This is a genomic window from Nesterenkonia sp. DZ6 (genome assembly GCF_022565835.1).
GTDB lineage: Bacteria > Actinomycetota > Actinomycetes > Actinomycetales > Micrococcaceae > Nesterenkonia.
On record NZ_JAJOYW010000001.1, the window covers coordinates 100,304 to 126,240 of the forward strand.

General features: G+C 66.6%; 28 protein-coding genes and 1 tRNA gene. 18 read left to right on the forward strand and 11 right to left on the reverse strand.

Translation table 11 applies throughout. The features are described from left to right. Positions 1-115: 115 nt before the first annotated feature. The gene (locus tag LTH93_RS00480; RefSeq protein ID WP_241464667.1) at positions 116-547 is read right to left on the reverse strand and encodes a VOC family protein; all 432 of its coding nucleotides are present in this window, start codon (positions 545-547) and stop codon (positions 116-118) included. Positions 548-606: 59 nt separating this feature from the next. Between LTH93_RS00480 and LTH93_RS00485 the strand changes: the two genes are divergently transcribed. The 3 genes from LTH93_RS00485 to LTH93_RS00495 all read left to right on the forward strand — a co-directional run bounded on the left by LTH93_RS00485 (position 607) and on the right by LTH93_RS00495 (position 3,225). Continuing rightward, positions 607-1,017 carry a hypothetical protein gene (locus tag LTH93_RS00485; protein WP_241464666.1) on the forward strand — a complete coding sequence of 137 codons (411 nt, stop codon included), beginning with the start codon at positions 607-609 and terminating at the stop codon, positions 1,015-1,017. Between the two features lie 440 nt (positions 1,018-1,457). Continuing rightward, the gene (locus tag LTH93_RS00490; protein ID WP_241469461.1) at positions 1,458-2,489 is read left to right on the forward strand and encodes an LLM class flavin-dependent oxidoreductase; all 1,032 of its coding nucleotides are present in this window, start codon (positions 1,458-1,460) and stop codon (positions 2,487-2,489) included. Positions 2,490-2,544: 55 nt separating this feature from the next. Then, on the forward strand, positions 2,545-3,225 hold the full coding sequence (locus LTH93_RS00495) for a type 1 glutamine amidotransferase domain-containing protein (protein WP_241469463.1): 681 nt from the start codon (positions 2,545-2,547) through the stop codon (positions 3,223-3,225). A 76-nt stretch (positions 3,226-3,301) separates the two neighbouring features. On the opposite strand, the gene LTH93_RS00500 is transcribed toward LTH93_RS00495, so the two are convergent. Then, on the reverse strand, positions 3,302-6,418 hold the full coding sequence (locus LTH93_RS00500; RefSeq protein ID WP_241469465.1) for a bifunctional [glutamine synthetase] adenylyltransferase/[glutamine synthetase]-adenylyl-L-tyrosine phosphorylase: 3,117 nt from the start codon (positions 6,416-6,418) through the stop codon (positions 3,302-3,304). A gap of 2 nt (positions 6,419-6,420) precedes the next feature. Then, positions 6,421-7,761 carry a type I glutamate--ammonia ligase gene (gene glnA, locus LTH93_RS00505; RefSeq protein WP_241464662.1) on the reverse strand — a complete coding sequence of 447 codons (1,341 nt, stop codon included), beginning with the start codon at positions 7,759-7,761 and terminating at the stop codon, positions 6,421-6,423. Positions 7,762-7,864: 103 nt separating this feature from the next. Here glnA and panB point away from each other — a divergent pair, with 103 nt between their 5' ends. Then, a complete protein-coding gene (gene panB / locus LTH93_RS00510) occupies positions 7,865-8,683 on the forward strand; it encodes a 3-methyl-2-oxobutanoate hydroxymethyltransferase (RefSeq protein ID WP_241464661.1) in 819 nt (272 codons plus the stop codon). Between the two features lie 298 nt (positions 8,684-8,981). On the opposite strand, the gene LTH93_RS00515 is transcribed toward panB, so the two are convergent. Continuing rightward, complete coding sequence (locus LTH93_RS00515; RefSeq protein WP_241469467.1) at positions 8,982-9,734, reverse strand: LamB/YcsF family protein; 753 nt, start codon at positions 9,732-9,734, stop codon at positions 8,982-8,984. Between the two features lie 250 nt (positions 9,735-9,984). On the opposite strand from LTH93_RS00515, the gene LTH93_RS00520 reads away from it, so the two are divergent. Further along, complete coding sequence (locus LTH93_RS00520) at positions 9,985-11,469, forward strand: amidase (protein WP_241464659.1); 1,485 nt, start codon at positions 9,985-9,987, stop codon at positions 11,467-11,469. Positions 11,470-11,649: 180 nt separating this feature from the next. Here LTH93_RS00520 and LTH93_RS00525 read toward each other — a convergent pair whose 3' ends face one another. Beyond that, positions 11,650-11,829 carry an SPOR domain-containing protein gene (locus LTH93_RS00525; RefSeq protein ID WP_241464658.1) on the reverse strand — a complete coding sequence of 60 codons (180 nt, stop codon included), beginning with the start codon at positions 11,827-11,829 and terminating at the stop codon, positions 11,650-11,652. Between the two features lie 76 nt (positions 11,830-11,905). On the opposite strand from LTH93_RS00525, the gene LTH93_RS00530 reads away from it, so the two are divergent. The 8 genes from LTH93_RS00530 to LTH93_RS00565 all read left to right on the forward strand — a co-directional run bounded on the left by LTH93_RS00530 (position 11,906) and on the right by LTH93_RS00565 (position 18,110). After that, positions 11,906-13,159: an MFS transporter gene (locus LTH93_RS00530; protein ID WP_241469469.1), complete on the forward strand. Its 1,254-nt coding sequence runs from the start codon at positions 11,906-11,908 to the stop codon at positions 13,157-13,159. A gap of 5 nt (positions 13,160-13,164) precedes the next feature. Then, a complete protein-coding gene (gene map, locus LTH93_RS00535; protein WP_241464656.1) occupies positions 13,165-14,067 on the forward strand; it encodes a type I methionyl aminopeptidase in 903 nt (300 codons plus the stop codon). A gap of 41 nt (positions 14,068-14,108) precedes the next feature. Further along, the gene (ppgK, locus tag LTH93_RS00540) at positions 14,109-14,972 is read left to right on the forward strand and encodes a polyphosphate--glucose phosphotransferase (RefSeq protein WP_241469471.1); all 864 of its coding nucleotides are present in this window, start codon (positions 14,109-14,111) and stop codon (positions 14,970-14,972) included. A 67-nt stretch (positions 14,973-15,039) separates the two neighbouring features. Beyond that, positions 15,040-15,112: transfer RNA gene (locus LTH93_RS00545), tRNA-Val, on the forward strand. Positions 15,113-15,292: 180 nt separating this feature from the next. Continuing rightward, positions 15,293-15,907: a hypothetical protein gene (locus tag LTH93_RS00550; RefSeq protein ID WP_241469473.1), complete on the forward strand. Its 615-nt coding sequence runs from the start codon at positions 15,293-15,295 to the stop codon at positions 15,905-15,907. A 193-nt stretch (positions 15,908-16,100) separates the two neighbouring features. Next, positions 16,101-16,757 carry a GyrI-like domain-containing protein gene (locus tag LTH93_RS00555; RefSeq protein ID WP_241469480.1) on the forward strand — a complete coding sequence of 219 codons (657 nt, stop codon included), beginning with the start codon at positions 16,101-16,103 and terminating at the stop codon, positions 16,755-16,757. A 23-nt stretch (positions 16,758-16,780) separates the two neighbouring features. Next, positions 16,781-17,245, forward strand: a complete 465-nt coding sequence (locus tag LTH93_RS00560; RefSeq protein ID WP_241464652.1) for a DUF2243 domain-containing protein — start codon at positions 16,781-16,783, stop codon at positions 17,243-17,245. 31 nt (positions 17,246-17,276) lie between these two features. After that, a complete protein-coding gene (locus LTH93_RS00565) occupies positions 17,277-18,110 on the forward strand; it encodes a cytochrome c oxidase assembly protein (protein WP_241469482.1) in 834 nt (277 codons plus the stop codon). A gap of 34 nt (positions 18,111-18,144) precedes the next feature. On the opposite strand, the gene LTH93_RS00570 is transcribed toward LTH93_RS00565, so the two are convergent. From LTH93_RS00570 to LTH93_RS00585, 4 genes are read right to left on the reverse strand one after another with little or no spacing between them, the layout of a single operon-like run. Next, on the reverse strand, positions 18,145-18,564 hold the full coding sequence (locus LTH93_RS00570; RefSeq protein WP_241469486.1) for a DUF302 domain-containing protein: 420 nt from the start codon (positions 18,562-18,564) through the stop codon (positions 18,145-18,147). Between the two features lie 60 nt (positions 18,565-18,624). Then, positions 18,625-19,620 carry a M56 family metallopeptidase gene (locus LTH93_RS00575; protein ID WP_241469488.1) on the reverse strand — a complete coding sequence of 332 codons (996 nt, stop codon included), beginning with the start codon at positions 19,618-19,620 and terminating at the stop codon, positions 18,625-18,627. Next, entirely contained in the window at positions 19,617-20,006 is a 390-nt protein-coding gene (locus LTH93_RS00580) for a BlaI/MecI/CopY family transcriptional regulator (RefSeq protein WP_241464648.1), read from the reverse strand. Before LTH93_RS00580 ends, LTH93_RS00575 begins: the two co-directional genes overlap by 4 nt. Next, positions 20,003-20,584 (reverse strand): hypothetical protein, encoded by a 582-nt coding sequence (locus LTH93_RS00585; protein ID WP_241469490.1) that lies wholly within the window; start codon positions 20,582-20,584, stop codon positions 20,003-20,005. The genes LTH93_RS00580 and LTH93_RS00585 overlap by 4 nt, the downstream gene beginning before the upstream one ends. Positions 20,585-20,679: 95 nt before the next feature. Here LTH93_RS00585 and LTH93_RS00590 point away from each other — a divergent pair, with 95 nt between their 5' ends. The 5 genes from LTH93_RS00590 to LTH93_RS00610 all read left to right on the forward strand — a co-directional run bounded on the left by LTH93_RS00590 (position 20,680) and on the right by LTH93_RS00610 (position 24,642). After that, positions 20,680-21,465, forward strand: coding sequence for a DsbA family protein (locus LTH93_RS00590; protein ID WP_241469492.1), 786 nt, complete (start codon positions 20,680-20,682; stop codon positions 21,463-21,465). Further along, positions 21,465-22,337 carry a cytochrome c biogenesis CcdA family protein gene (locus tag LTH93_RS00595; RefSeq protein WP_241469494.1) on the forward strand — a complete coding sequence of 291 codons (873 nt, stop codon included), beginning with the start codon at positions 21,465-21,467 and terminating at the stop codon, positions 22,335-22,337. The genes LTH93_RS00590 and LTH93_RS00595 overlap by 1 nt, the downstream gene beginning before the upstream one ends. Beyond that, positions 22,334-23,605, forward strand: a complete 1,272-nt coding sequence (locus LTH93_RS00600; protein WP_241469496.1) for a hypothetical protein — start codon at positions 22,334-22,336, stop codon at positions 23,603-23,605. Before LTH93_RS00595 ends, LTH93_RS00600 begins: the two co-directional genes overlap by 4 nt. 27 nt (positions 23,606-23,632) lie before the next feature. After that, complete coding sequence (locus tag LTH93_RS00605) at positions 23,633-24,256, forward strand: class I SAM-dependent methyltransferase (RefSeq protein ID WP_241469499.1); 624 nt, start codon at positions 23,633-23,635, stop codon at positions 24,254-24,256. An 83-nt stretch (positions 24,257-24,339) separates the two neighbouring features. After that, entirely contained in the window at positions 24,340-24,642 is a 303-nt protein-coding gene (locus LTH93_RS00610) for a rhodanese-like domain-containing protein (protein WP_241464642.1), read from the forward strand. A gap of 121 nt (positions 24,643-24,763) precedes the next feature. Here the strand turns inward: LTH93_RS00610 and map (LTH93_RS00615) are convergent, their stop codons facing one another. Continuing rightward, positions 24,764-25,549, reverse strand: a complete 786-nt coding sequence (gene map / locus LTH93_RS00615) for a type I methionyl aminopeptidase (RefSeq protein WP_241464641.1) — start codon at positions 25,547-25,549, stop codon at positions 24,764-24,766. Beyond that, positions 25,546-25,860, reverse strand: a complete 315-nt coding sequence (locus tag LTH93_RS00620) for a hypothetical protein (protein WP_241469501.1) — start codon at positions 25,858-25,860, stop codon at positions 25,546-25,548. Before LTH93_RS00620 ends, map (LTH93_RS00615) begins: the two co-directional genes overlap by 4 nt. Positions 25,861-25,937 lie beyond the last annotated feature (77 nt).

Sequence of the window (25,937 nt, forward strand, 5' to 3'; positions counted from 1 at the left end):
CTGAACAGCAAGCGGCCCCGCACCGAGTCATCGGTGTGGGGCCGCTTGCTGTGTCCGGGCATCCTGCGTCCGGGACTTGTTCGCCCGGGACAGGCGTGTTGGAGAGGGCGGGACATCAGCCCAGGGGCGCGGTGAGCTCCAGGTTGATCCCGTCGGGATCCTGGAAGGAGAGGATCGCGAGCCCGGTGTCGTGCAGGTCGTTGATCTCGCCATGTTCGATGCCGGCCCCGGCCAGCGCCTGGGCGGCGTCCTGGAGCGCGGCGCGAGAGTCCACGGCGAAGCTCAGGTGATCGAGTCCTGTGGTGTCGGCGTTGAACGAGGCCTCCCCCACCGGCCGGAGACCCACCAGCGTGCCCTGAGGCGTCTGGTAGATGACGCCGCCGTAGAACTGTTCCTGAGAGGCAAGGACCGCGGGGTCATCGGCGTGGGCCGAGGTGTCCACCACGGAGGGCCAGCCGAAGACCTGGTCGTAGAACGCCTTTGATCGCGCGATGTCGGTGACGGTGAGCCGGACATGTGCCAACCCATTGCTGTTGATGAGAGCCATGGCCTCACCGTAACCCGGACACCCTTACCTGACCAGCCTCTGCTCACTAAAATACATCCATGACACGGCTGGGACCCCTGGATGTGATCGACGTCTTCGTCTACACGGTGGTGCTGGGGCTCTTCGTCCAGTTCTTCCCGGCAGTGATCTCGGAGTCGTTTTCGATCACGCTGCTCACCGCAGTGCTGCTGAAACTCGTGCTCGAGCTGGTGACCTGGGCGAAGAAGTCACTGGTGGCCCGGCTCCGGGCACGGCGCGGCGCTCGTCGAGCCCTCAACGTGGCGATGCTGATCCTGGTGCTGCCGGGCAGCAAGTTCCTGGTCCTGGAGCTGACTGCTCTGATCTTCCGCGGCGAGGTCCAGCTCGGCGGCTTCTTCCTGGTCACGGCGCTGATCGTCGTGCTGATGCTCGCCCGTGGGGGCACGCGGAGACTCTTCAGCCCCCGTGAGTCTGTGACCGAGCCGGGATGAAGGGTCAACACCCCTCGGCTGTGTGGAAGCTCCGAACGTCACTCGAGAACGCAGCTATACCGTCGGTCGCACAGTTCGACCAGATGAGGAATCCGTAGACCAGCGCCGTGAGAAGCAGAGAGCCTATCGCCAACGAGATGCGGAAAGACCTCGCAGGGTTCTCGCCCTCCGGAAGGGGCTGCTCGGCCTGCGCCACGGCGGGACTCCCCCTTCATGTCTCTGATGCCAGGCGGGAGCAATGGGCCTGGTCCTGCATTCCGCAGACGGAATCGTCACATCTGCCACGCTCGGTCCTGCTTGATCATTGGGACTCGAACATATCATCATCGTTCAGAGTGTCAACCAATTCTGGGCGCCTCTGCCCCCGTGGCCAGGTCCCGAACCTGTGCCGGTGCACACCTCGCGGAATGAGATCGCTCCCTCATGCTGTTGCACCAGGTATGCCCAACACCGCCTCGCGCCCGCTGTCCCTGCTTGACCTCGCGTTTGTGCGCCCACCAGAGACAGTCGCCGACGGAATCGCCCGCAGCGTCCGGCTGGCCAGGACCGCAGACAAGCTGGGCTATACACGCATCTGGTTCGCCGAGCACCACAACATGCCCAACATCGCCTCCAGCGCCACCGCCCTGCTGATCCAGCATGTGGCCGCCGCCACGGAGAACGTGCGGGTCGGCTCCGGAGGCATCATGCTTCCCAACCACGCACCGCTGATGATCGCCGAGCAGTTCGGCACCCTGGCGACTCTCTACCCAGATCGGATCGACCTGGGGTTGGGCCGCGCACCCGGCACCGACGGACCGACCATGCGCGCACTGCGCCGCGACGGCACCGAGGCCGACCGCTTCCAGGCCGACGTCATGGAGCTCAGCGGCTACCTCACCGGATACAGCCGCATCCCCGGAGTCAACGCCTACCCCGGCTTGGGCACCAATGTGCCGCTCTACATCCTGGGGTCCTCGCTCTTCGGCGCCCAACTGGCCGCGCAGCTTGGTCTCCCCTACGCGTTCGCCTCACACTTCGCGCCGCAGATGCTCAACCAGGCGGCTCACATCTACCGCGAACATTTCGACGCGACCAACTCCCTGCTGGGCCCGGACGCGCAGCCCCACTTCATCGCCGCGGCCAATGTCATCGCCCACGACGACGCCGCGGTCGCCCAGGAACAGAAGACCCTGGCGGAGAACGCCTGGATCAAGAACCACCTGGGCCGGAACAGGCAGATCACCGACGAGGATGTGGTGATGCTGCGCGACCACCCCGCGGGTCAGCAGGTGCTGAGCATGCTCTCCCGCGTCGCCGTCGGGACCCAGGCCGACGTCGTCTCCTGGCTCGACGCCTTCGCCGAGGAGGTCCAGGCCGATGAGCTGATGCTGGTGAACCTGGCCCCCGAGGAAGCGGTCCAGCACCGCACGCTGGAGCTGCTCGCGCCCAGCATGGCCGCCGCCCAGGAGTCCCCCGCCCGGGTCGCCTGAGCACTCGCCGCGCGGCATACCACGCCACAAGATCGTCTACATCAAGGAGATCCACATGAAGGTCCTGATCGTTCTCACCTCACACGACGAGCTCGGTGACACCGGCAAGAAGACCGGCTTCTGGCTCGAAGAGCTCGCGGCCCCGTACTACCGCTTCAAGGAGGCCGGCTACGAGATCACCCTGGCCTCACCCAAGGGCGGTCAGCCGCCGCTTGACCCGGCGAGCAACACGCCCGATTTCCAGACCGATGACACCCACCGGTTCGAGGCCGACGCCGACGCCACCGCCGCCCTCGCAGACACGGTGCGCCTGGACACGGTCTCAGCGGCGGACTACGACACCGTGTTCTACCCCGGCGGCCATGGCCCGCTGTGGGATCTCGCCGAGGATCCGGCGTCCATCCGCCTGATCGAGACCACGCTGCGTGCCGGCAAGCCTCTCGCGCTGGTCTGCCACGCGCCCGGAGTGCTGCGCCATGCCACCAACGAGGACGGGACTCCCCTGGTGAACGCCAAGCTGGTCACCGGGTTCACCAACACGGAGGAGGTCGGGGTCGACCTGGTCGATGTCGTGCCGTTCCTCGTCGAGGACGAGTTGACCAAGCTCGGCGGCAGGTACTCCAAGGGTGAGGACTGGAGCTCCTACGTGGTCGAGGACGGCCTGCTGATCACCGGTCAGAACCCGCAGTCCTCCGCGGAGACCGCAGAGGCGCTGATCGCCAAGCTCGCAGCCTGAGCGAGGTGGCACCTGCCCCTTGCCGGGCGGGTGCCACGGGGCCTCCCCGCCAGTTCAGCGATGCTCGGCTCCCTCGCTACGCCTCGTCGTAGAACAATCGCTCGTAGACCTGTCGGCAGCGCCGGGTCGTGCGCAGGTAGTGATCCTCGAAGTCCGCGCTGCCGCCGGAGGGGAACCCGCACCAGCGGGCGACGGCGTCGAGATCCCGGCGCGCTGAAGGCAGCACGTCGGCAGTCTTGCCGCTCCAGACCGTGGTGGCGGAACGCACCCGGGTGCACAGCTTCCACGCCTGGGTGAGCTGTTCCGCGTCGATCGGGCTGATCAGCTCCTCATCGACCATCGCGTCGAGCGCGATCAGCGTGGAGCTGGTGCGCAGGCGCGGCAGCGCATGGGCGTGCTGGAGCTGGAAGAGCTGCACCAGCCACTCCACATCGCTGAGACCGCCGCGGCCGAGCTTCACGTGTCGGGACGGATCGGCCCCACGGGGTAGCCGTTCGGACTCCACCCGGGCCTTGATCCGGCGGATCTCACGGGTCTGCGAGGCACTCGGCGGGGCGCCGTAGCGGACGGAGTCGGCGAGCTCCATGAACCCGTCCAGCAGGTCGTCGTCCCCGCCGATGGGCCGGGCGCGCAGCAGCGCCTGGCGCTCCCAGACATCCATCCAGCGCCGGTAGTACTCGGCGTAGGAGTCCAGCGACCGCGAGAGCGGACCCTGCTTGCCCTCGGGGCGAAGATCGGCGTCGAGCTTGAGCGGGAACTCGCCGCGGATCGCGGGCTTGAGCGGTTTGGAGAGCTGGGCGCTGATCCGCATCGCGAGCTTCTGCGCCTGCGCATCGGCGAGCTTCGGATCTCCGCCCTCGGCGACGTCGTGGACGAACATGGCGTCCATATCGGAGCCGTACCCGATCTCGCGTCCGCCCTGGCGTCCCATGGCGATCACCGCCAGATCGGCGTGCCGACCTTCGGTCTCCCAGACCTCGGACTCTGCCACGCGCATCGCGCCCAGGGTTGCGGCGCGGTCCACATCGGAGAGTGCGGTGCCGACCTCGGAGATCTCCAGCAGCCCGACGGCGTCGCCGATCGCCACCCGGAGGGTCTCGCGCTGGCGCACCAGGCGGGTCAGCCGCATGGCGGTCTCGAGGTCGCCCTTGTGCCGGGTGATCTTGTTGCTGATCTCCTTCCACAGCGCCTCGTAGCTCAGTGGGGTCAGCGCCGTATTGTCTCCGAGCCATTTGGTGGACTCCGGGGAGTGTTCGAGCATGTCGGAGATGAACCGGGAGCCGGAGAGCACCAGGCACAGACGTTCCGCGGCGACCGAGGAGTCCCGCAGCATGGTCAGATACCAGGGGCTCTGACCCAATGACTCGCTGAGCCGGCGGAAGGCCAGCAGCCCGCCGTCGGGGTCCACCCCTTCGCCGAACCAGCCCAGCATCATCGGCAGGATCCGCCGCTGCAGCTTCGCCCGACGCGACAACCCCGAGGTCAGCGCGGAGATGTGCCGCATCGCGCCGGCCGGGTCGTGATAGCCCAGCGCCGCGAGACGGTCCTGGGCGGCCTTGGCGGTGAGTCGGACCTCCTCGTCGGAGAGCACCGCAGTGGTGGAGAGCAGCGGGCGGTAGAAGATCCGCTCGTGGAAGCTGGCGACCTCCTTGGCGATCTCGCGCCACTGGGTCAGCACCTCTTCTCCGGCAGGACGACGACGCCGGTTCGGCGGGTGGACCGCGTGGGCCAGCGCACGGATCTCATCGGCCTTCACCGGCATCAGATGGGTCCGTCGCATGTTGCTCATCTGGATCCGGTGCTCATAGAGGCGCAGCATCCGGTAGCAGCGGGACATCGCGTCCCGGTCTGCGCGGGCCACGTACTCCCCGGCCTCGAGCATCTCGATGGCGGTCAGCGAGTCCCGCACCCGGAGGGACTCATCGACCCGTCCGTGGACCAGCTGCAGCAGCTGGACGGTGAACTCGACGTCGCGCAGCCCGCCGCGGCCGAGCTTGATCTCTCGGTCCACCTCGTCGGCGGGGATGTTGTCGAAGACCCGCCGGCGCATCCGCTGGACGTTCTCCACGAAGTTCTCCTGGGCTGAGGAGGTCCACACCTGGGGCCAGATGGCCTCGATGTAGTCATTGCCCAGGCTGCGGCTGCCGGCGATGGGCCGGGCCTTGAGCAGCGCCTGGAACTCCCAGCCGTGGGCCCAGCGCTTGTAGTACTCCAGGTGGGATTCCAGGGTGCGGGAGAGGTCGCCTTCGCGGCCCTCGGGGCGCAGGTTCGCATCCACCTCCCAGAGTCCGGGCTCGGGACCTGTGCCGTTGATGACCTTGGAGATGCCAGATGCCATGGCCACCGCGGTGTTGCGGGCAGCCGCGGAGTCGATGTCTTCGGAGGCGCGGTGGACGAAGATCACGTCCACATCGGAGATGTAGTTCAGCTCGCGGGCGCCGCATTTGCCCATGCCGATCACCGCGAGCTCCACGATCTCCGCGGTGCGCCCGTTGCGGTCGGTGAGTTCGGCCCGGCTGACTGCCAGGGCTGCGTCGATGGCCGCGCCGGCCAGATCGGAGAGCTGCCGGGAGGCCAGCGGCTGATACGCGGCGGGATCAGCGGCACTGAGGTCGCGCAGCGCCAGGGAGGTCAGTTCGCGTCGGTAGGCTCGGCGCAGCGCGACGCCGGCCGCTTTTGCGTTGAACTCGGAGTCCAGCGCCGCGGTGGGCAGCTCCGCTGTCGGGTCGGCATGGACGGCCTGGATCAGCCGGGTGCGCAGCACCTCGGGCTCGGTGACCTCCGGAAGGGCGATGGCCGCGGCGTCGTCGGGGGCGTGGTTGTGCTGGTGCTCATCACGGTCCGCCTCCAGGGTGTCGGCGATGCTGAACAGCAGGTCGCAGTTCTCTGGGCGGCGGACGAGGAACTCGCCCAGCGCCTGGGAGGCGCCGAGCAGCCGGATCAGCGGGACCGCGCGCAGGTAGACGCCGTCGGTGACCACTTCGAAGAGGTCACAGACGTCGCCGGCGCGCTCCACCAGCCGGATGAGCAGCAGCAGCGCCTGATCCGGGTTGGGTGCATAGTGCAGGGTCTTGAGCAGCACGGCCGGCTCCAACCCGGCGAGGTGCTCGTCGGCCAGGAACCCGGAGGCGCGCTCCAGCTCCTGGAACCCGGCAGCGATGAGCTCCCGGCGGGTCAGCGCAGTGTCGGCCACGATCAGATCAGGCCGAGGTACCGTTTGATCTCGAAGGGCGAGACGTTCACCCGGTACTCGTCCCACTCCTGCTGCTTGTTCCGCAGGAAGTTCTCCAGCACCTGCTCGCCGAGGATCTCCGCCATCAGCTCGGAGTCTTCCATCTGGCGCAGCGCCTCGTGCAGGGTGCCCGGCAGCGGCTTGATGCCCAGGGCCTTGCGCTCGGAGGTGGTCAGCGACCACACGTCCTCACCCACCGGCTCCATCAGCTCGTAGCCTTCGCGGATGCCCTTGAGTCCGGCGCCGAGCACGGCGGCGTAGGCCAGGTAGGGGTTGGCGCCGGAGTCGATCCCGCGGAACTCCACTCGTGCGGAGCCGCCCTTGGTGGGCTTGTACAGCGGCACCCGGACCAGGGCGGAGCGGTTGTTGTGTCCCCAGGAGACGTGTGAGGGGGCTTCTCCCCCGCCCCAGAGGCGCTTGTAGGAGTTCACGAACTGGTTGGTCACCGCGGTGAACTCCGGCGCGTGGCGCAGGATCCCGGCGATGAACTGCCGCGCGGTGGTGGAGAGGTTGTACTCGGTGTTCGGGGCGAAGAAGGCGTTGGTGTCGCCCTCGAAGAGCCCGAAGTGGGTATGCATGCCGGAGCCGGGGTGCTCGGAGAAGGGCTTGGGCATGAAGCTTGCGTACTTGCCCTGCATGATCGCCACTTCTTTGATCACGGTGCGGAAGGTCATGATGTTGTCTGCGGTGGTCAGCGCGTCGGCGTAGCGCAGGTCGATCTCATTCTGACCCGGGCCGGCCTCGTGGTGGCTGAACTCCACCGAGATGCCCACAGCTTCGAGCATGTTGACGGTGTGGCGGCGGAAGTCCTGGCTGACGCTGCCGGTGACGTGGTCGAAGTAGCCGGCACGGTCCACCGGGATCGGCTCGCCGTCGGAGTTGAGGTTCTGGGACTCGAGCACGTAGAACTCGACCTCGGGGTGGGTGTAGCAGGTGAAGCCCATCTCCCCGGCGACGTCGAGCTGGCGGCGGAGCACGTTGCGCGGATCCCCGGCGGCGGGTTCCTGATCGGGCGTGAGGATGTCGCAGAACATCCGCGACGTCGGCTCTTCCTCACCGCGCCAGGGCAGGATCTGGAAGGAGGAGGGGTCCGGGCGCAGCAGCATGTCGGATTCGAAGACCCGGGAGAGTCCTTCGATCGAGGAGCCGTCGAAGCCCAGCCCTTCGTTGAAGACCCCCTCGACCTCGGCCGGAGCCAGCGCCACGGACTTCAGCGAGCCCACCACATCGGTGAACCAGAGGCGCACGAAGCGGACGTCGCGCTCCTCGATGGTGCGCAGTACGAATTCCTGCTGTCGATCCATACGTTGAAGCCTCCTGAAATGCAGTGGGTGTCGCCGGGACCACTCTACCCAACTCCTCCTGCTCCTAAGCCTGGGCCTGCGCGGAATTGGGTAGCCTGATCACATGTCCGAGCCGATCAACCCTAAACGGGTCCGCACCGTGCACCTTCAGCAGTTCAAGGATGCCGGCCAGAAATTCTCCATGTTGACCGCCTATGACGCGCAGATCGCGTCGATCTTCGACGAGGCCGGGATCGAGCTGCTCCTGGTGGGCGACTCCGCCTCCAACGTGATGATGGGCCACTCGTCAACGCTGCCGATCACCGTCGAAGAGATGCTGGTCTTCACCAAGTCAGTGGTCAACGGCGCCAACCGCGCGCTGGTGGTCGCCGATGTTCCCTTCGGCAGCTATGAGAGCTCCCCGGCGCAGGCGGTGACCACGGGAGTCCGGTTCATGAAGGAAGCCGGCGCCCAGGCTCTGAAAGTAGAGGGCGGCGCGGCGATGGCCGGTCATGTCCGCGCGATGGTCGCCGCGGGGATCCCGGTGATCGCCCATATCGGCTTCACTCCGCAGTCCGAGCATGCCCTCGGCGGGTACCGGGTGCAGGGTCGCGGGGAGACCGCGCAGGCACTGATCGATGACGCACTGGCGCTGGAGGCCGCCGGAGCGTTCTGTGTGCTCATGGAGATGGTGCCCGCCGAGCTGGCCACCCAGGTGGATCGAGCGCTGCGCGTGCCCACCATCGGCATCGGTGCCGGCAACGGCACCACCGGTCAGGTGCTGGTCTGGCAGGACATGCTAGGCCTGGGCTCGGGTCGGGTGCCGCGCTTCGTGAAGCAGTACGCGAACCTGCGCGAGGTGGTGACCGAGGCGGCTGCGGCGTACCGCAAGGACGTCAGCGCCGGAAGCTTCCCGGCGCCGGAGCACAGCTTCGAGGATTAGGGCCACCCGCTCGTGCGCAGAGGCGAATTCCTCCGAATTGCAGAACTCCCATCAGATAGCATTTATCGAATCATGATGAAGATTATCCAAGATCGATTAAAAAGACGTATCTGAATGGCTTTACCGTTGAGTTCGCCTCGTGTAGTTCTAACAGGTCTAGACGAATCTCTATCGGAAGATCATCAATCAGTTCGCCGCATAGAGAGTCAGGGCCTGACGAGGCTCGGCACACAGCTGCCCGATACGGTGACCTCCTTGCTGCGGCATCACGGCAGGGGCATATGAGAACGGGCCAGCTTCACGGACTTGGGGGACGCACAGCGATCCCCAGAGCAGCGACTGTCCTGGTCACAGCGTGGGCGTTTGCCTCGGCTCCTGGTCGATCCGAGTGGAGGCAGACAGTGTCTGCCTGAATGGGTATCACTGAGCCATCTGCGGTACGAACATGCCCGCCGAGGATTGCTTGGACCTGCTCGGCGCACCATTCAGGATCCCTGCGACGATTCTCCGGGTCTATGACTATCCGCCCATCATCGGCGTACTCCAAGTCCGCGAAAGCCTCTGCCGCGACCCGGTGGCCCCGTCTGCGCTGTCGATCGGCCGCGTGGCCAGCCGGGAGAAATTGGATCAACGTGGAATCCATCTCGCCAATCGCATCAGCGACGGCGTCCGACACATTGTCATCCCTCATCAGTAACCCATAGAGACTTCCGTGGGCCTTGACGTGGGCCAGGGCTACTCCCTGCTGATCAGCGAAAGCTCGCAGTGCACCCGTCTGGTAGAGGACCGCCTGCGCGGCATCGTCTGGCGAGAACGCCATTTCGCGACGGCCGAACCCGATCAGGTCCGGGAAGCCAGGGTGGGATCCGAGCGCCAAGCCGTGGTGCTTCGCCAGTCGAACAGAAGCTGCCATAGTCCCTGCGTCGCCAGCATGCCAGCCGCAGGCGACATTCAGAGAAGAGACCAGCGGGGCCAGGGCCTCGTCCGCTCCCAGCCGCCATCGTCCAAGACTTTCTCCACCGTCTACGTTGAGATCTATAGTTCCGGTCATCACAGCCTCCTTTCCAGAGCTCCTTGGGAGCCTACCCGCGAGCTCCACCTGCCCGCTCCCCACGGAACTCCTGATCCTAGACTCGTGGCGTGCACCGGACAGCCATCGGCACTCCTCTGCGAAGAAACAACCGCGTCCTGGGTAGGCTGTTGGGTGGTGTGCTGGACCTCACATGGGGCAGAGAGTCTCATCCTCGCCTGCACCTCGACGACGCACTCGCGACACTTCCCACTTCTAAGGAGCCCGATCGATGTCCACGGAAGATTCTTTCTCGCTGCACGAAATCTCAATTCCTCAACTGCTCGATGCTTACTCCTCAGGGGACATCAAGGTCCAAGATGTCGTACGGCACTACTTAGACCAGATAGAAGCGATTGACCGTTCTGGACCAAGCCTGAACTCGATCATCACCACCAATGATTTCGCCCTCACTCGGGCCGAAGAGCTCGACGAACACCTGAGAAGCACGAATACCCTTGCAGGTCCGCTGCACGGAGTTGTCATTGTGGTGAAGGACAACATCGATACTGCGGAGATGGATACGACGTGTGGAAGCGAGGCCCTCTTGGGCTTCCGTCCCGAGAAAGACGCTGTCGCTGTTGCCAGGTTGAGAGAGGCTGGGGCTGTCATCCTCTCGAAATCCACCCTTCCAGACTTCGCGACCTCCTGGTGGTCCTACTCTTCGGTCAGCGGCGAGACCAAGAATCCATACGCCCTGGATCACGATCCCGGCGGTTCCAGTGCTGGATCCGCGGCAGCGGTCGCGGCCAACCTGGCTGTCGCCGGACTCGGAACCGACTGTGGCGGATCCGTCCGAATCCCGGCCTCCTTCTGCAATCTCGTTGGCATACGTTCCACTCCAGGGGTCGTACCACGCACCGGCACCGGATTCCTCGTCGCTTTCCAAGACACCGTCGGGCCGCTTGCACGGTCGGTTCAAGACGCGGTCGCGATCTTCGACGCTATGGCGGGCTATGACAACGGCGACCCCTTCTCCGTCTCCGCGACAGTCGGGAATCCGCCGACCTCCTACCTGGAGTCGGTGAACGGTGGCATGCAGAATGCGCGGGTGGGACTGGTCACCAACGCTCTGGGTGACGAATCTGATCCGCGCGGAGCAGCCATGAATCTGCTCATGCGGAAAGCGGTCGAGGATCTGGAGGACGCTGGGGCCGAGGTCGTCGACGTCCAGATTCCCAATCTCATGGACTATCTGATCGACACCAGTCAGTACGTGGCGTGTTCGCGCCACGACGTCGACGTCTATCTGCGGGAGCGTGAGCCACTCAACCACCTGCGGATCGCGGACATCGTCGCTGAGGGCAGGTACCACAAGCAGCTTGACTTGCTCGAAGCACTTGTCGAAGGCCCTGAACAGCCCGAAGACGACCCAGACTACTCCCGCCGCTTCGTCGTGCGGGAGGAGTTCACGCGGGTGATTCTGGACGTGATGGCACAGAATTCACTGGATGCACTCACCTACCCGGTAACTCGAGTTCCTGCGCCCTCAAACACAGAACGCGATGAGTGGACCGTGCTGAGCTTCCCGACGAACACGCTGATCGCCTCCCAGGCGCTTCTGCCGTCGGTGACAGTGCCAGCAGGATTCACCGAGGACGGCATCCCCGCCGGCATCGAGCTCGTAACCCGCCCGTATGATGAGGCGTCCGGCTTCCGGATCGCTGCCGCGTTCGAGGCGCAGAGCAAGCAGCGGCGCGCACCTAAGTTCACCTGAGCCGCTGACCCAGGACCGAACCATCGACGTCAGAACATGCGCCCCGGGGTCTCTTGGAGCACCACAGACAGCTGCAGTCTCCGGGGCGCATGGTGACGACTCAGATCCACCGGTGATGCTGCCCGCCGAGCTGGCCACCCAGGTGGATCGAGGGCCGGCGTCGGCGGTCAGTTCTGACGGTCAGCGCTTCTCGTGCTTCTCGGTCTCTTCATCCCAGGCCTCGTTGTTCTCCTGCACGCGTTTGAGCGCCTCGGAGGCGGCTTCGCGGGTGGGATAGGGGCCCAGCAGCTGACTCCAGGAGGACTGCGCGCCCTCCTCGACCTGGCCGGTGCGGACGTTGAACCAGTATTCGGTGCTCATGGCCCCAGAATACGCCCCGGCCTCGGCTGACACATCCTGAAGTTCAGCGCGGCGGCAGCGTGTCAGACTTCTGCCCATGCACGAGAAGAGCACCCCGCCGACGGCGACCTCCGGATCAGCACGACGACGGCGCGCCCCCTCCCTGCGGCGCAGCCGGGCCGCGACCATGGCCGCCTTCGCCACCAATGGGGCCCTCCCTGCCTCGCTGTTGGCCCGCTACGCCGAGGTCAAGGACGCACTGGAGCTGAGCCCGGCGATCTTTGGACTCGTGGTGGTGGGCTTCGGGCTGGGCGGCGCACTGGCGCTGCACATGCCCGGGGTGATCAACCGGTGGCTCGGAGTCGCGCGCACCGCGAGCTTCGGCACCCTCTTGATGGGCGGTGGACTGACCCTCGCCGCGGCCGGGGTGGCGCTGGGCAGCCCCTGGGTGGTGGTGGCGGGCCTGCTGATCACGGGCTTCGGCGATGCCGCGGTGGATGTGTCGCAGAACTCCCAGGGGCTGCGTGTCCAGACGGCGTATCGACGGTCGCTGTTGAACTCGATGCACGCGGGCTGGAGCATCGGCGCTGCTCTCGGCGGCGCCGTCGGGATCCTGGCCGCGGTGCTCGGCGTGCCGCTGGCCACCCATATGGCGGTGTGGGCGCTGATCTGTGTGGCCGCGATGACCCTCTCAGCACGCGCGTTCATGCCCGAACCTGACGCGGAGCCGGAGGACGCCGAGCCCCCGGTCAGGCCCTCCGGGTGGTCCACAGTCAAGATCCTGCTGCCGCTTGCGCTGATCGCGCTGGCCGGGATCTCGGTCGAAGACGTGGGCAACAACTGGTCCGCCGTGCTGCTCTCGACCGAACGCGGCATGGACGCGGCCTCGGCCGGCGTCGGACTCACCGTGCTGCTTGCCGCCCAGTTCATCGGGCGGATGATCGGTGACCGGGTGATCGACCGGCTCGGGGAACGGACCTCGCTGATCCTGAGCCTCTCGGCGGTGATCATCGGTCTGCTCGGCGCCGCCTGGGCACCGGGAGTCGCGCTGACCCTGGTCGGCTTGGCAGTGGCCGGTCTGGGCTGCGCGGTGACCGTGCCGCTGGCCTTCGCCCGGGCGGACCGGGTGCCGGGACTGCCCGCGCACAGCGGGGTGACCTGGATCAGCTGGGCGATGCGCGCGGTGATGCTCAGCCTCTCCCCGGCCATCGGAGTGATGACCCAGGGGTCCTCGCTGCCGGTTGCGATCAGCGTGATCGTGGGCATCGCGGCGCTGGCGCTGGCGCTGCAGCTGCGGCCCCGGGCCCCAGCTGCAGCCCGAGCCCCGGGCAGCAGCAGACCGATAGGATGAACCTCATGGCTACCCCGCAGTCCGCTCCCCTGTCTTCCCGTGCCCCCGTGGGCACGCTCACCAAGGGCACGGTGTCCCCTCAACGTCCGGTCCCGGCGCACATCGATCGGCCCAACTACGTGGGCCTCGAGGCCCCGCCGGAGTACACCGGTGAAGACGTCTACGACGCCGAGACCGTCGAGCGGATCCGACGGGCGGCCCAGCTCGCCGCCGACGCCATGGTCGCGACCTCCGAGCTGATCCGCCCCGGGGTCACCACCGAGGAGCTTGACGCCTACGCGCACCAGTACCTGACCGACCGTGGGGCCTACCCGTCCTGCCTGTCCTACCGCGGGTTCCCCAAGGCCATCTGCACCTCGGTCAACGAGGTCATCTGCCACGGCATCCCGGATTCCACAGTGCTCGCCGAGGGTGACATCGTGAACCTCGACATCACCGCCTATATCGACGGCGTGCACGGGGACCACAACCGCACGTTCTTCGTCGGCGAGGTCGATGAGGAGACCCGGCTGCTGGTCGAACGCACCGAGGAAGCGATGATGCGTGCCATCCGGGCGGTGAAGCCGGGCCGGCCGATCAATGTGATCGGTCGCGCCATCGAGTCCTATGCGAGGCGTTTCGGCTATGGTGTCGTACGCGAGTTCATCGGCCACGGCGTGGGCAAGGCGTTCCACACCGGCCTGGTGATCCCGCACTTCGATGCGGCACCGGACCACGCGCGCCTGATGGAGCCGGGAATGGTGTTCACCATCGAACCGATGCTCACCCTGGGCACGCGCCACTGGGACATGTGGGAGGACGGCTGGACAGCCGTGACCCGCGACCGGAAGCGCACCGCGCAGTTCGAGCACACTCTGGTCGTCACCGATGACGGCGCCGAGATCCTCACGCTGCCTTCGGGCTCCTGAGTCCGGTCCCCTCCCCCACAGCACGGAGATACTGCACCACTATGAGCTCTTCTCACGAGCAGCCACTGGCTGCCCAGTCCCTCGGTTCCGCCAGCGAGACCATCACGGATCTTCCCAAGCGGGCCATCGGCATCGATGTGGGCGGCACCGGGATCAAGGGCGGTCTGGTCAACCTGCACAAGGGCACCCTGACCGGTGAACGGTTCCGGATCCCGACCCCGAAGCCTGCGACCCCGGAGGCGGTGGCCGAGGTGATCGGTCAGATCCTCGATGAGCTGCTCAGCCGGGAGAAGGCCCCGGCGCTGGAAGAGCTGTCCGTCGGCGTGCTGTTCCCGGCGATCGTGGACAAGAACATCGTGCTCTCCGCGGCGAACATCGATCAGTCCTGGATCAACACCGACGCCGCGAAGCTGCTGCGCCACCTGCCCGGGCAGATCCACACCCTGAACGACGCCGACGGCGCCGGTCTCGCCGAGGCCCGCTACGGCGCGGGCAAGGGGCTCGAGGGCACGGTCATGACGATCACCCTGGGCACCGGCATCGGGTCAGCCCTGGTGCACGACGGCGTGCTGGTCCCCAACAGCGAGATGGGTCACCTGGAGTTCGAGGGCGAGGTGGCGGAGAAGAAGGCCTCCGCCGCGGCGCGTGAGCGCACCGACATGCCCTGGGATGAATACGGCCAGCTGCTGAACCGGTTCCTCAAGCATGTGGAGCGGCTGCAGTCGCCCGAGCTGTTCATCATCGGCGGGGGGATCTCCAAGCGCAGCGAGGATTTCCTGCCCGAGATCAAGGACCTGCGGGCGAAGGTCGAGGTCGCCGCGCTGCAGAACAACGCCGGGATCGTCGGGGCGGCGCTCTACGCCGCCGAGCAGACCCGGCTGAACCAGTCCCGCGGGCGGTCCTGAGCCTCACGCACAGGTTGCTACACTTCTTCCTGCACCAGATCGCGCCGTCACGGCGGTGACTGGGCACGGGCCTTTAGCTCAGCTGGTAGAGCACCGCGTTTACACCGCGGTTGTCGTCGGTTCGATCCCGACAGGGCCCACCCACCGTGGATGTTCACACGCCACGCCTTCCCCGCGAACTGGCTGCGACCAGGGGCGGCGGCGCAGGGCACCCGGTTTCGGATTCGGCGAACCGGGCTCTGGAGCGGGTGCCGTGGGGACGTTTATCCTACAGATATGGCGCTCTCGTCACGGAGCCAGACCACAGGGCCCGTCCGGCCATGACCGGCCCTCACCTCGACCTGTGGTGGATTCCGGTAGGCGCCGGTGGGCACGTCGTCGTCCATACAAGCAGGTGGTGGGAGTCGCTGCGCGCGCTCAGGGCCCGCCGTCGAGCCTGTCGGTTGTTCCATGCCGCGCTCGAGGTGTTCGACGGCACCAGCAAGTACGTGATCGAGATGACTCCGGTATGGGGCCAGCCCTCCGGACCTCGCGGCGTGGTGGGCCAGGGGCCTGTCGGTATCCGTTGGTTGGGCGCCTCCCGCTTCTTTCGTTATGAGATCCGATGCTGGAAGGGCGGATCCATACCCGATCGAGACTGGGCGATCGGCCCGCCGGTTCGCTTCCTGCTCGCTCCCGGCGAAGTCGACGCGCTGATCGGACGAATCCCCACGACCCCGCAGCTGACCTGGGGGCGCGACATCTATGGGATCGGAGACATGTGGAACTCCAACTCGCTGATCTCCTGGCTCCTCCAGTCCTCCGGAATCGATGCCGGTCGGTTCGCTCCGCCGGAGGGGGGAGACGCTCCCGGGTGGGACACCGGAATCGCCGCGGCCCGTGTGCCGGATCAGTCCAACTTCGCAGACCAGAAGGACGACGACGCTGGAGCCTGAGTCGATTCCCAGGCAGCTGGCACCGGCGCTAATCTGATCCCATGGCTTCCATCGCACGCACCACCGGCCCGGCATCCGGCTTGGTCGGGATCGGACTGGGCACGACACTTCTGGCTTCCCGCAGACACCTGGTGCGGCTCTCCTTCCAGCCTGCGCTCATCGGTCTCGCCGTGTGGTCAACGCGACAGCCGTCATGACCGAGAAGATCGACTTCAAGAAGACGCTGCCCAGCTATCGGGCCAGGCCCGGAATGCACCAGGTCCTCGAGCTGCCCGAGATGCAGTACCTGATGATCGACGGCCACGGTGACCCGAACACCTCGCCCGAGTACGCGGGCTCGCTGGAGGCGCTGTATCCGCTGGCCTTTGCGCTGAAGTTCTCCAGCAAGCGCGAGCTTGAGCGCGACTATGTGGTCCCGCCGCTGGAAGGCCTGTGGTGGGCCGAGGACATGTCGGTGTTCACCAGCGCGCGGGACAAGTCGAAGTGGCAGTGGACGCTGATGGTCCTGGTTCCTGAGTGGATCGACCAAGAGATGTTCGCCCATGCGGTCACCGCGGTCCGGGCGAGGTCCTCCCCCGCACGCCTGGACGCCGTCCGCCTGGAGGCCCTCACCGAGGGCCACTGCGTACAGACCCTGCACGTGGGCCCCTTCGATGAGGAGCCCAGGACCATCGAACCGATGCACAGCGAATTCATGCCGAGCCATGGTCTTGAACCCACGGGTAAGCACCACGAGGTCTATCTCAGCGACCCGCGCAGGGTCGCGCCTGAGAAGCTGCGCACCATCATCCGCCAGCCCGTCAGACGCTCTCCCGCTTCGGCGGCCGCGATCGTCGTAGAACCCAGGTGACGTGGAGGTCTAGGCTGGGCCCTGTGAGTACAGATCCGAAGGCACAGCTGGACCGGCGAACGGTGCTCTCGGGGGTGCTGTTCGGGTCCGGGATCGCGGCCTCGATCATCGACCTGTTCATCTTTCACCTGGCGCTGCAGTGGCATCACTTCTACGACCTCTCCACCACGGAGGTGGCCCTGACTGCCGATGGCTTCTTCCACGCCTTCGGCTGGTTCATCACCGTCTGGGGCCTGTTCCTGCTCGCCGATGTGCGACGCCGGACCGAGGTCGCGTGGAAGCGCTGGGCCGGGGCGGTGCTTGCCGGGGTGGGAGCGTTCCAGCTGTTCGACGGGGTGGTCTTCCACAAGCTGCTCGGGATCCACCAGATCCGCTACGGGGTGGACCTGTTCGTCTATGACCTGACCTGGATCGGCTCCGCGGTGGTGCTGCTGGTGATCGGTCTGGTCATGCTGCGCCGCACCCGTCCAGCCGCGGTCCCGGCCTGAACGTCGGGACGGACAAGCCGATGAGCCGCTGATGGGTCACCAGGAGGATCACCTCGGTGCTCCGACGGGTCTCGCGCCGGCGGACCCCTCGGTCTGGGCCGCGCTCGACGTCGTCGTCGTTCTCATGCTGCTCACCGCGGCGCTGGGTCATGCCGCGGCACTCTGGGCCTCCCGCCGACGTACTCCCTGGCCGTTGCACCGCAGCGTGTTGTTCTACCTCGGGCTCGGCTGCGCGGCCACCGGGCTGCTCGGGCCTGTCGCCACCGCGGCGCACACCAGCTTCACCGCGCATATGGCCGGGCACCTGCTGCTGGGCATGATCGCCCCGCTGCTGCTGGTCTTCAGCGCACCGGTCACCCTCACCCTGCGCGCGCTTCCGGTGCATGCCGCCCGAGGGTTGACCCGGGTCCTGCGCAGTCCCGGCGTGCGGGTGCTCACCCATCCGGTGGTCGCGGGCGTGCTGAACGCGGGCGGACTCTGGCTGCTCTACACCACGGACCTGTTCCAGGTCATGCACGTCTCCCCGGTGGCCTATGCGCTGGTGCATCTGCACATCTTCATGGCCGGCTATGTGTTCACAGCCTCGCTGGTGGGCGTCGATCCGGACCCGCACCGGGCGTCGATGCCGATGCGGTCGACAGTGCTGATCCTGTTCATCGCGGCGCATTCCATCCTGGCCAAGTGGCTCTATGCGCACCCGCCCGAGGGTGTGGCACCCGGTGACGCGCAGGCCGGCGCGCAGCTGATGTACTACGGCGGAGACGCCGTGGACATCAGCCTGCTGGTGCTGCTCTTTGCCGGCTGGTATTCCACCACGCGTCCTCGCAGCAGTCAGGGCGCGGAGCTCAGCCCACGGCGAGGCTGAGCCCTGCGACCACTCCTGCGGTCAGTTTCTGCGTTCAGTCCTTCGCGGCGGCGCTGATCGCGTCCAAGGCTGCGCGCAGGCGCTGCTCAGCGTCCTCGGCCACCTCTCGGACCGCGGCTGAGTCGCTGAGCTGGACCATGGTCTGCGGGTCGATCGCGTCGATGGTCGCGTGGTCCTCGGTGGCGCCGCGGCGGACCACCACGTTGCAGGGCAGCAGCGCCCCGAGCTCGGGCTCTGCCGCCAGCGCCTTGCTGGCCAGCGTGGGGTTGCAGGCGCCCAGGATGATGTAGTCTCCGACCGCCTCACCGGACTCGGCGCCGAGCTTCTTGGTGAAGGTGGCTTTGACGTCGATCTCGGTGAGGATCCCGAAGCCCTGCTCGGCCAGTGCCGCGCGGGTGGCCTCCACCGCCTGGGTATAGGGCATCGGGACGGTCGTGGTGTGGGTGTAGCTCATGGCCTGCTCCTTCGACTCACAGTTCACCGACCCCTGGCGGGGTCGGCACGTTTTCGGTTCTCAGATGACGCATCCCGAGACGACGGCGGCCAGCGCGGCGCCGTGGGCGGTGGCGCTGGTGACGATCAGCACCGCCATGATCGCGGTCATCGCGACCGCCCCCAGTATCCCCTGGCGGGGGCTCACCGGGGAGATCAGCTGGCGCACGCGCTCCGGTCCCGCTGCCAGCATCATGCGCTGCGCTCCTGTCTGGCTGCTGGCGGTGCGCTGGGCGCTGCTCGCCTCCCCCATGACCAGCAGTGCCGAGGCGAGCGCCCGGGTGCCTGCGCGGCGCTGGGCCGCGTTGTCCGCCGAGACCTCCAGGTAGTGCGGCACCGCCTCCGCGATGGCGCCCGCGAAGGGCACCCAGCGCAGGGGTCCGGTGATGCTGCCGATGAAGTCCAGGACCAGGTGGTGGCGTTCACGCAGATGCGCCGCCTCGTGGGCGAGGACAGCGCGCAGCTCCTGATCGTTCAGCGCCGCGAGCAGGCCCGTGGAGACGACGATGCCCCAGCGGTCCCTGCCCAGCGCGAACGCCGAGGGGTGGGGATCTTCGACCACGGTGACCAGATGACCGTCGATGACCTGGCGTCGTCCCACTGGCAGCAGGGAGCGGCAGGTCTCGCGCAGCAAGGACTTCCGCTTGGCCGCAGCCCGCAGACCCAGTGCCGCGACGAGCAGCACCGCAGCAGCGGGCGCGAAGAGGAACGCGGCTGTGGGGATGCCGGTCTCCATCGCAAAGCCGGTGGAGAAGGGGTTCGACGCCTCCAGGCAGCGCTGGCAGACCTCCGCAACCGGGGCGGGCAGCGGGCTGGGTCCGGTCAGCGCCCAGGCCAGGAACAGTCCAGCCGCCATCACCGATGTCAGCCAGAGCACCAGGCTCGCCCCGAGACCCAGCACAGCCAGGCGTGGGAACCGGATCAGCGCCGGTGCCGCGGCGCGGATCAGCGGACGACCCAGCACGGCTGCGGCGAGCACCGCGAAGACCATGAGCAGGGAGAGCAGCAGGGGGTTCACGGTGAGTCCTGGGAATTCTCACCAGCGAGATAGGCGCGCAGCAGATCTCGCTCCTCGTCCGGCATGGTGTCCACGAAATGCAGGATGGAGGCGGTTCGGTCTCTGCTGACGCCCAGTGCGTGGCGCATCAGGCCTGCGGTGTGTTCCTCGCGGGTCCGCTGCGGGAGGTAGCGCACGGAGCGTCCCACGCGGGTCGGCGCCACCAGAGCTTTGCGTTCGAGGTTGCCCATCACGGTGGCGATGGTGGTGTAGGCCGGGCGGCTGGGCAGCTGGTCCATGACCTCACGGACGGTGTGCCCGGAGTGGTCCCAGAGCAGGTCCATGACCTGCTGCTCCAAGGGGCCGAGTCGTTCGGCGGGCGTCCCGGGCGGGCGTTCTTCGCTCATGTGTTGACCAGGTCCTTCCGCGGGCGCACGGTGCAGGCGACCTGCCCCTTGAGTCGCCAGATCAGCGCGACGCCGGTGAGCAGCATGGCGCCGAGCGCGAGAATCGGCTGGAGCGGTGTGAAGTAGGTGATGGCTCCAGAGTATCCGAGGGCGACGAGCGCGATCTTGTTGCAGACCGGGCAGCCCACTGCGAACCAGGCCAGCACCATGCCGATCATTCCGAAACGGCTGCTGCGCCGATCCTCGGCGGGCGAGATGCCGTCCTGCGCCTCGGCGGTCGCCGGATCATCCTCCGACCCGGACTCCACCGGGCTCGACGCCCGCACATAGGTGGCCATGAGCATGCCGCTGAGCACCGAGGTCAGAATCCACACCGGGTAGTTCCACCACACCGGCGGGATCTCCCGGGCGAAGAACGAGTTGGGAATCAGCACGGTCGCGACTCCCACCAGCAGGCCGACGACGACGGCGGCGATCGCGGCAATGATGATCTGCCGGGGCGTCCAGGAGCGCAGGGCCTGGACCGCGAGCGCGGTGGACGCCTTCCAGCGGGCAAGTCGGATCGAGAGGGAAGTCATGCGACCACTATGCCGCAGATCGACTATCTTGCATAGTTACTATGTTTCGTAGTTACTATGGTCCGTAGTAGATTGTCCGTCCTTGAAAGGCCACGATGTCCCACCCCTTGCCCGCAGAACCGAAAACCCGCTCAAGAAAGAACACCCTGCTGCCGCTGTTCGTGATCATCATCGCCGCCGTGCTCATCGGCTTCGTGATCTGGCAGAGCATCGGCGACGACACTCCTGAGTCGACGCAGGATGGCACGGAACAGGGTGGTGTGGAAGGCGAGCCCCAAGGTCAGGGGCCGGTAGCCGTGCCTGAGGAAGGCGCCCAGCCTGAGCAGTCAGATATGAGCGACATCGAACGCCGAGATCCCGAGGACCTTCTGGCGGTCGGTCCCGCGGACGCTCCAGTGGCGATCGTGATGTTCACCGACGCCCAGTGCCCCTTCTGCGCGGCCTGGCACGACCAGACGCTGCCCACGATGATGGAGTACGTCGAGGCGGGCGATCTGCGCATCGAGTGGCGCGACGTCAACGTCTTCGGCGAAGCCTCCGAACGCGCGGCCCGGGCCACCTACGCAGCGGCGATGCAGGACGCATTCACCGAATACCACGGGCTGCTCTTCGCAGATGGGGAGACGCTTCCCGAGTCCGGGCTCACCGATGAGGGTCTGCTGGATCTCGCCGAACAGGCGGGACTCGATACCGCGCAGTTCCAAGAGGACATGAACTCCCCTGAGGTCACCGAGCAGATCGCCGCCAATGCGCAGGAGGGCCTCGACATCGGGGCGTACTCCACACCAGCCTTCATCGTGGCGGGGGAACCGATCATCGGCGCCCAGCCCACCGAGGTCTTCGTCACCGCCGTCGATGACGCACTGGCACAGGACCGCTGATGGAGATCAGCCTGGTCACCGCATTCCTCGGAGGAATGCTGGCGCTGTTGAGCCCGTGCAGCGCCTTGTTGCTGCCAGCGTTCTTCGCCTCCACCATCGGAGCACGACTCAAGCTGCTGGTCCACGGGTCTATCTTCTACCTGGGCCTCATCCTCACGCTGGTCCCGCTGGGACTGGGACTGGGCGCGGTCGGCACCCTGTTCATCGACCACCGTCAGGCGCTGATCGTGGGGACCTCGGTGATCCTCATCCTCCTGGGTCTGGCCCAGATGGTCGGCCTGGGCTTCGACTTCTCCAAGGCGCTGCCAGGGACTCAGCGGCTGCAGCAGCAGGCCCACACCAGAAAGGGTCTGGTCCGCACCTTCCTGCTCGGCGCTGCGAGCGGCGTGGCAGGCTTCTGCGCCGGACCGATCCTGGGAGCGATCCTCACCCTGGCTGTGGCTCAGGGAAGCGTCCCGCTGGCGGGTCTCATGCTCGCCGTCTACGGCGCCGGAATGGTGGTGCCCTTGATCATTCTTGCCGCACTCTGGGGACGCATCGGCACCCGTTCGATGAGGTTCATCCGCGGACGTGGCTTCACCGTGCTCGGGCGTCAGCTCCACACCACCTCCGTGATCGCAGGTGCCCTGATCGCCGGCGTCGGAGTCCTGTTCTGGACCACCAACGGCCTGGTGACCGCCCCCTCCCTGGTCCCCAGTGAAACCCAGGGGTGGCTGCAGGCGATGAGCTCCTCGGTCTCCGGGCCGGTGGCAGACATCCTTCTGATCCTCGGGATCTCAGCAGCCATCCTTCTCGTCTGGGCGGTGAACCGTCGCTCCAGCGTCCGCGCTCAGGAGCGCGCTCCAGATACCCGGAAGGAGACACTGCGATGAGCGCCGGTCACCGTGGTCGCCCACAGCCTCGGGCAGCTGCACTCCTCGGTGTCCTCGCACTGACCCTGGGAGCCTGTTCGACTGAACCGAACCAGGAAGCCTCCGTGGAGCATGAACCAGCGGCGCCGCCGGTCGACATCGATGCAGACCCAGTCCAGGTGCAGTCATCGGCCGAGGAAGCTGACCTTGACGCCATCCACCTCCCAGTGAGCCTGACAGGTCTCGTCAGCGTGGATCCCCAGTGGGACACTCCCCCGCAGGTTCACGACGGCGTCTTTCTCGCCCCCGGCGAGCAGGACGGCAGACTGGTGTTCAGCGCCGTGTCCGCCGATGGGACCGTGCTGTGGACCGCAGAACGCCCGTTGAGCTGCTCCGGCTTCGCCCTGACGAGCGCGGGTGACCGTTCTCTCGCGGTGCTCACCGATCTCGCCGACCCGACCGGGTCGGGTGATTCATTCGGGACCACCACCGCGACGGCCTATGACTTGAACACCGGGGAGGAAGTCTGGGGTCCAGTGGAGGTCCCCGGACCGCATCAAGGCCCTGGGCTGGTCTTTGCCGAACGCGGTGACGAACCACTGGGCGGCACCGGACAGCGAGTCGCCCTGGACGCCGCCACCGGAGAACGCAGCCCGGAGGGCGCCGAGATCATCGGGGAGTTCTTCGGAACGACGGTCATCGCCGACGATGGAGAGCTCGCCGCCTTCGCCAGCGGACGTTCCGGCGAGTTGTGGCGCGCGGCGTCACCGAGCGCCGCGACCGCCGCTGAAGGGGAAGTCCCGGTCAGTCCGGCGACGAACCGGCTTCCCCCTGGCAGCGCCCTCATCGGCTCATCGGAGGATGGTTTTGACCTATGGGACCTCACCGACGGCGAGCCCCTCAGCGGCGGCCTGGATGACGCGATGTTCGATGCGATGTCCGAGACCTGGGTCGCGATCCGCGAGGATGAACTCGCCGGATTCGACTCCGCAGGCGGGGAACTCTGGTCCGTGGACCTCGAAGCAGAACCCACACTTCTCGGCGTGGGCGGAGTGATGGCCTATCTCCTTGCAGACGGAGAGGAGCTGGACATCTACAACGTGGTCACCGGCAACACCGCCCGGGTCTACGATCCGCTTGAGGATGGTGCAACTGCCATTCCGCTCGCGTTCACGGAGACTGGCGCCAGCGTCGTCGACACGGGGACGCAGATCCTCCTGGTCACCGAAGTGCCAGGTTCTGCGGAAGACTATGCGGGCGAGGGGGATCCATTTGAAGACCGACCGTGACGATGTCGACAGATGAGAGGTCCTACTGTGAGTGATGACGACCCGAGAGACTTCTGGGAGACCCGCTATGCCGACTCGGACCGGGTCTGGTCCGGTCGCGTCAATGCGACCATGAGCTCGTTGGTCGCTGATCTGCCTGCCGGACGCGCCTTGGACCTGGGCTGTGGAGAGGGCGGCGATGTCCTCTGGCTCGCGAAACAGGGTTGGCAGGCCTTCGGCGTCGACATCTCGGAGACCGCCGTCCTGCGGGCGCGGACACACGCGGAGCAAGAAGGGCTCGGGGGCGGCAGCGCGGAGTTCCTGGCCGCGAATCTGCCCGAGGGTATGCCGGAGGGGCCTTTCGATCTGATCACCGCCTCCTTCCTGCAGTCCCCGGTGGCACTCGACCGCCGGAAGATTCTTCGTGCCGCCGCCGACCGGGTCTCGGTCGGCGGGCACCTCGTCCTGGTCTCCCACGCCACAGCGCCCCCGTGGGCAGAGCACGGCCACGGACCCGCGGAGATGCCGACCCTCGGCGGTGACCTGGCCGCACTGGAGCCGCGGAAGGCCTGGGAAGTAGAGGTGGGCGAGGTTCGCCACCGAAACGTGGTCGGACCGCACGGTGAAGACGCGATGCTTGAAGACCTGGTCATCGTGGCGAGGAAGTTGTAACAGATCACTGGCTCTGGGCTGAGTACCTCTCAGATCCGGATGTAGACCCACGACGAGCCATACTTGGAACTTAGGAGTTCACTATGCAGGAAGTTGCACCCTCGGCGGCCTTCGATCGTCTGGGAACCGCCCAGTTTGTTGACGTGCGAGAAGACTCGGAAGTCACGGGCGGCATGATCCCTGGGGCCTTCCATATTCCGCTCGGACAGCTGGGTGCGCGTCTGGCCGAACTTGATCCGGCGCGTGAGACGATCACCGTCTGTCGCAGCGGCAAGCGAAGCCTGACCGCCGCCCAGACGCTGGAAGACGCAGGGTTCACCGTTGCAAGCATGCAAGGTGGGATGAACGAGTGGAGTTCCCAGAACCGCCCGACTGCTCTGCCCTGAGAGCAGACAGCCGCGACTCACCATCGCGCCATCACATGTGAATGCCGTACTGACCTTCGACTATCGAACGGGAGCCTGGAGCCCAACCACATTGGTGGCAGTGACCCGTGGCTGAGTGCAACTAGTCGAACCTGCCAGGTGTCGGCAGGGTGAGGATCTCGGCTCCGTCCTCGGTGATCGCGATGGTGTGCTCGCTGTGGGCAGTGCGGGCTCCGGTGGCGCTGCGCAGCGTCCACCCGTCGGCGTCGGTGCGCAGTTCATCGGTGTCGGCCATGATCCAGGGCTCCAGCGCGAGCAGCAGGCCGGGCTGGAGCTGATATCCGCGTCCTGGGCGGCCGGTGTTCACGACGTGCGGGTCCTGGTGCATGGTCGATCCCAGGCCGTGTCCGCCGAACTGAGTGTTGATCGGATACCCAGCCTCTGTGAGAACCATGCCGATGGCGTGGGAGAGGTCCCCGATCCGGGCTCCCGGGCCGGCGGCGGCGATCCCCGCAGCCAGCGCCCGTTCGGTGGCCTCTATCATCGCCACGTCCTCGGGCGGCGCAGAGTTCCCGACGATGAAGCTGATCGCCGAGTCCGCGACCACCCCGTCCAGCGACACTGCGAGGTCGAGGGTGAGCAGGTCACCGTCGGCCAGCGTGTGGTCATGCGGCTTGCCGTGGAGCACCGCGTCGTTCACCGAGGTGCAGATGTAGTGGCCGAAGGGTCCGCGCCCGAAGGATGGCTCGTAGGCCACGTAGCAGGAGGTGGCGCGGGCCTCGAAGATCATCTCCCGGGTCCAGTCGTCGATCTCCAGCAGGTTCGTGCCCACCGTCGCGCGGCGCTTCATGGTCTGCAGAATGTCGGCGACCAGTGCGCCGGTGACTCGCGCGCGGGCAAGTCCGGTGGCGCTGAGGATCTCGATCATGCAGCACCTTCGGCGGCGGCTGCAGTGACCCGGCGGTTGTGCAAGAGGTTCCGCAGACAGCCCGGCAGCGTGCCCAGCAGGATCAGGATCGGACCGGCCGAGCGACCGTAGACGTCACTGAAGATCCAGGCACTTGCGAGGAAGCAGACGAACGCCAGGAGCCGCACCACAGCGACCTGTGGTGGATTGATCGGCGGTTTGCCGAAGAAGAACGGCAGCCGGGAGTCGGGATTCACTCTCCGGAGCATGTCGAAGGACGCGGTGAAGAGCACCGCTGCCAGAACCCAGAGGATGATCGCGAATAGCTCCATCGGATCATTCCATCGCCCAGGCCTGCTCCCGTCAATCTTCCTCGCGGCCAGAACAGCTCCGGCCGCCCTCGTAGAGT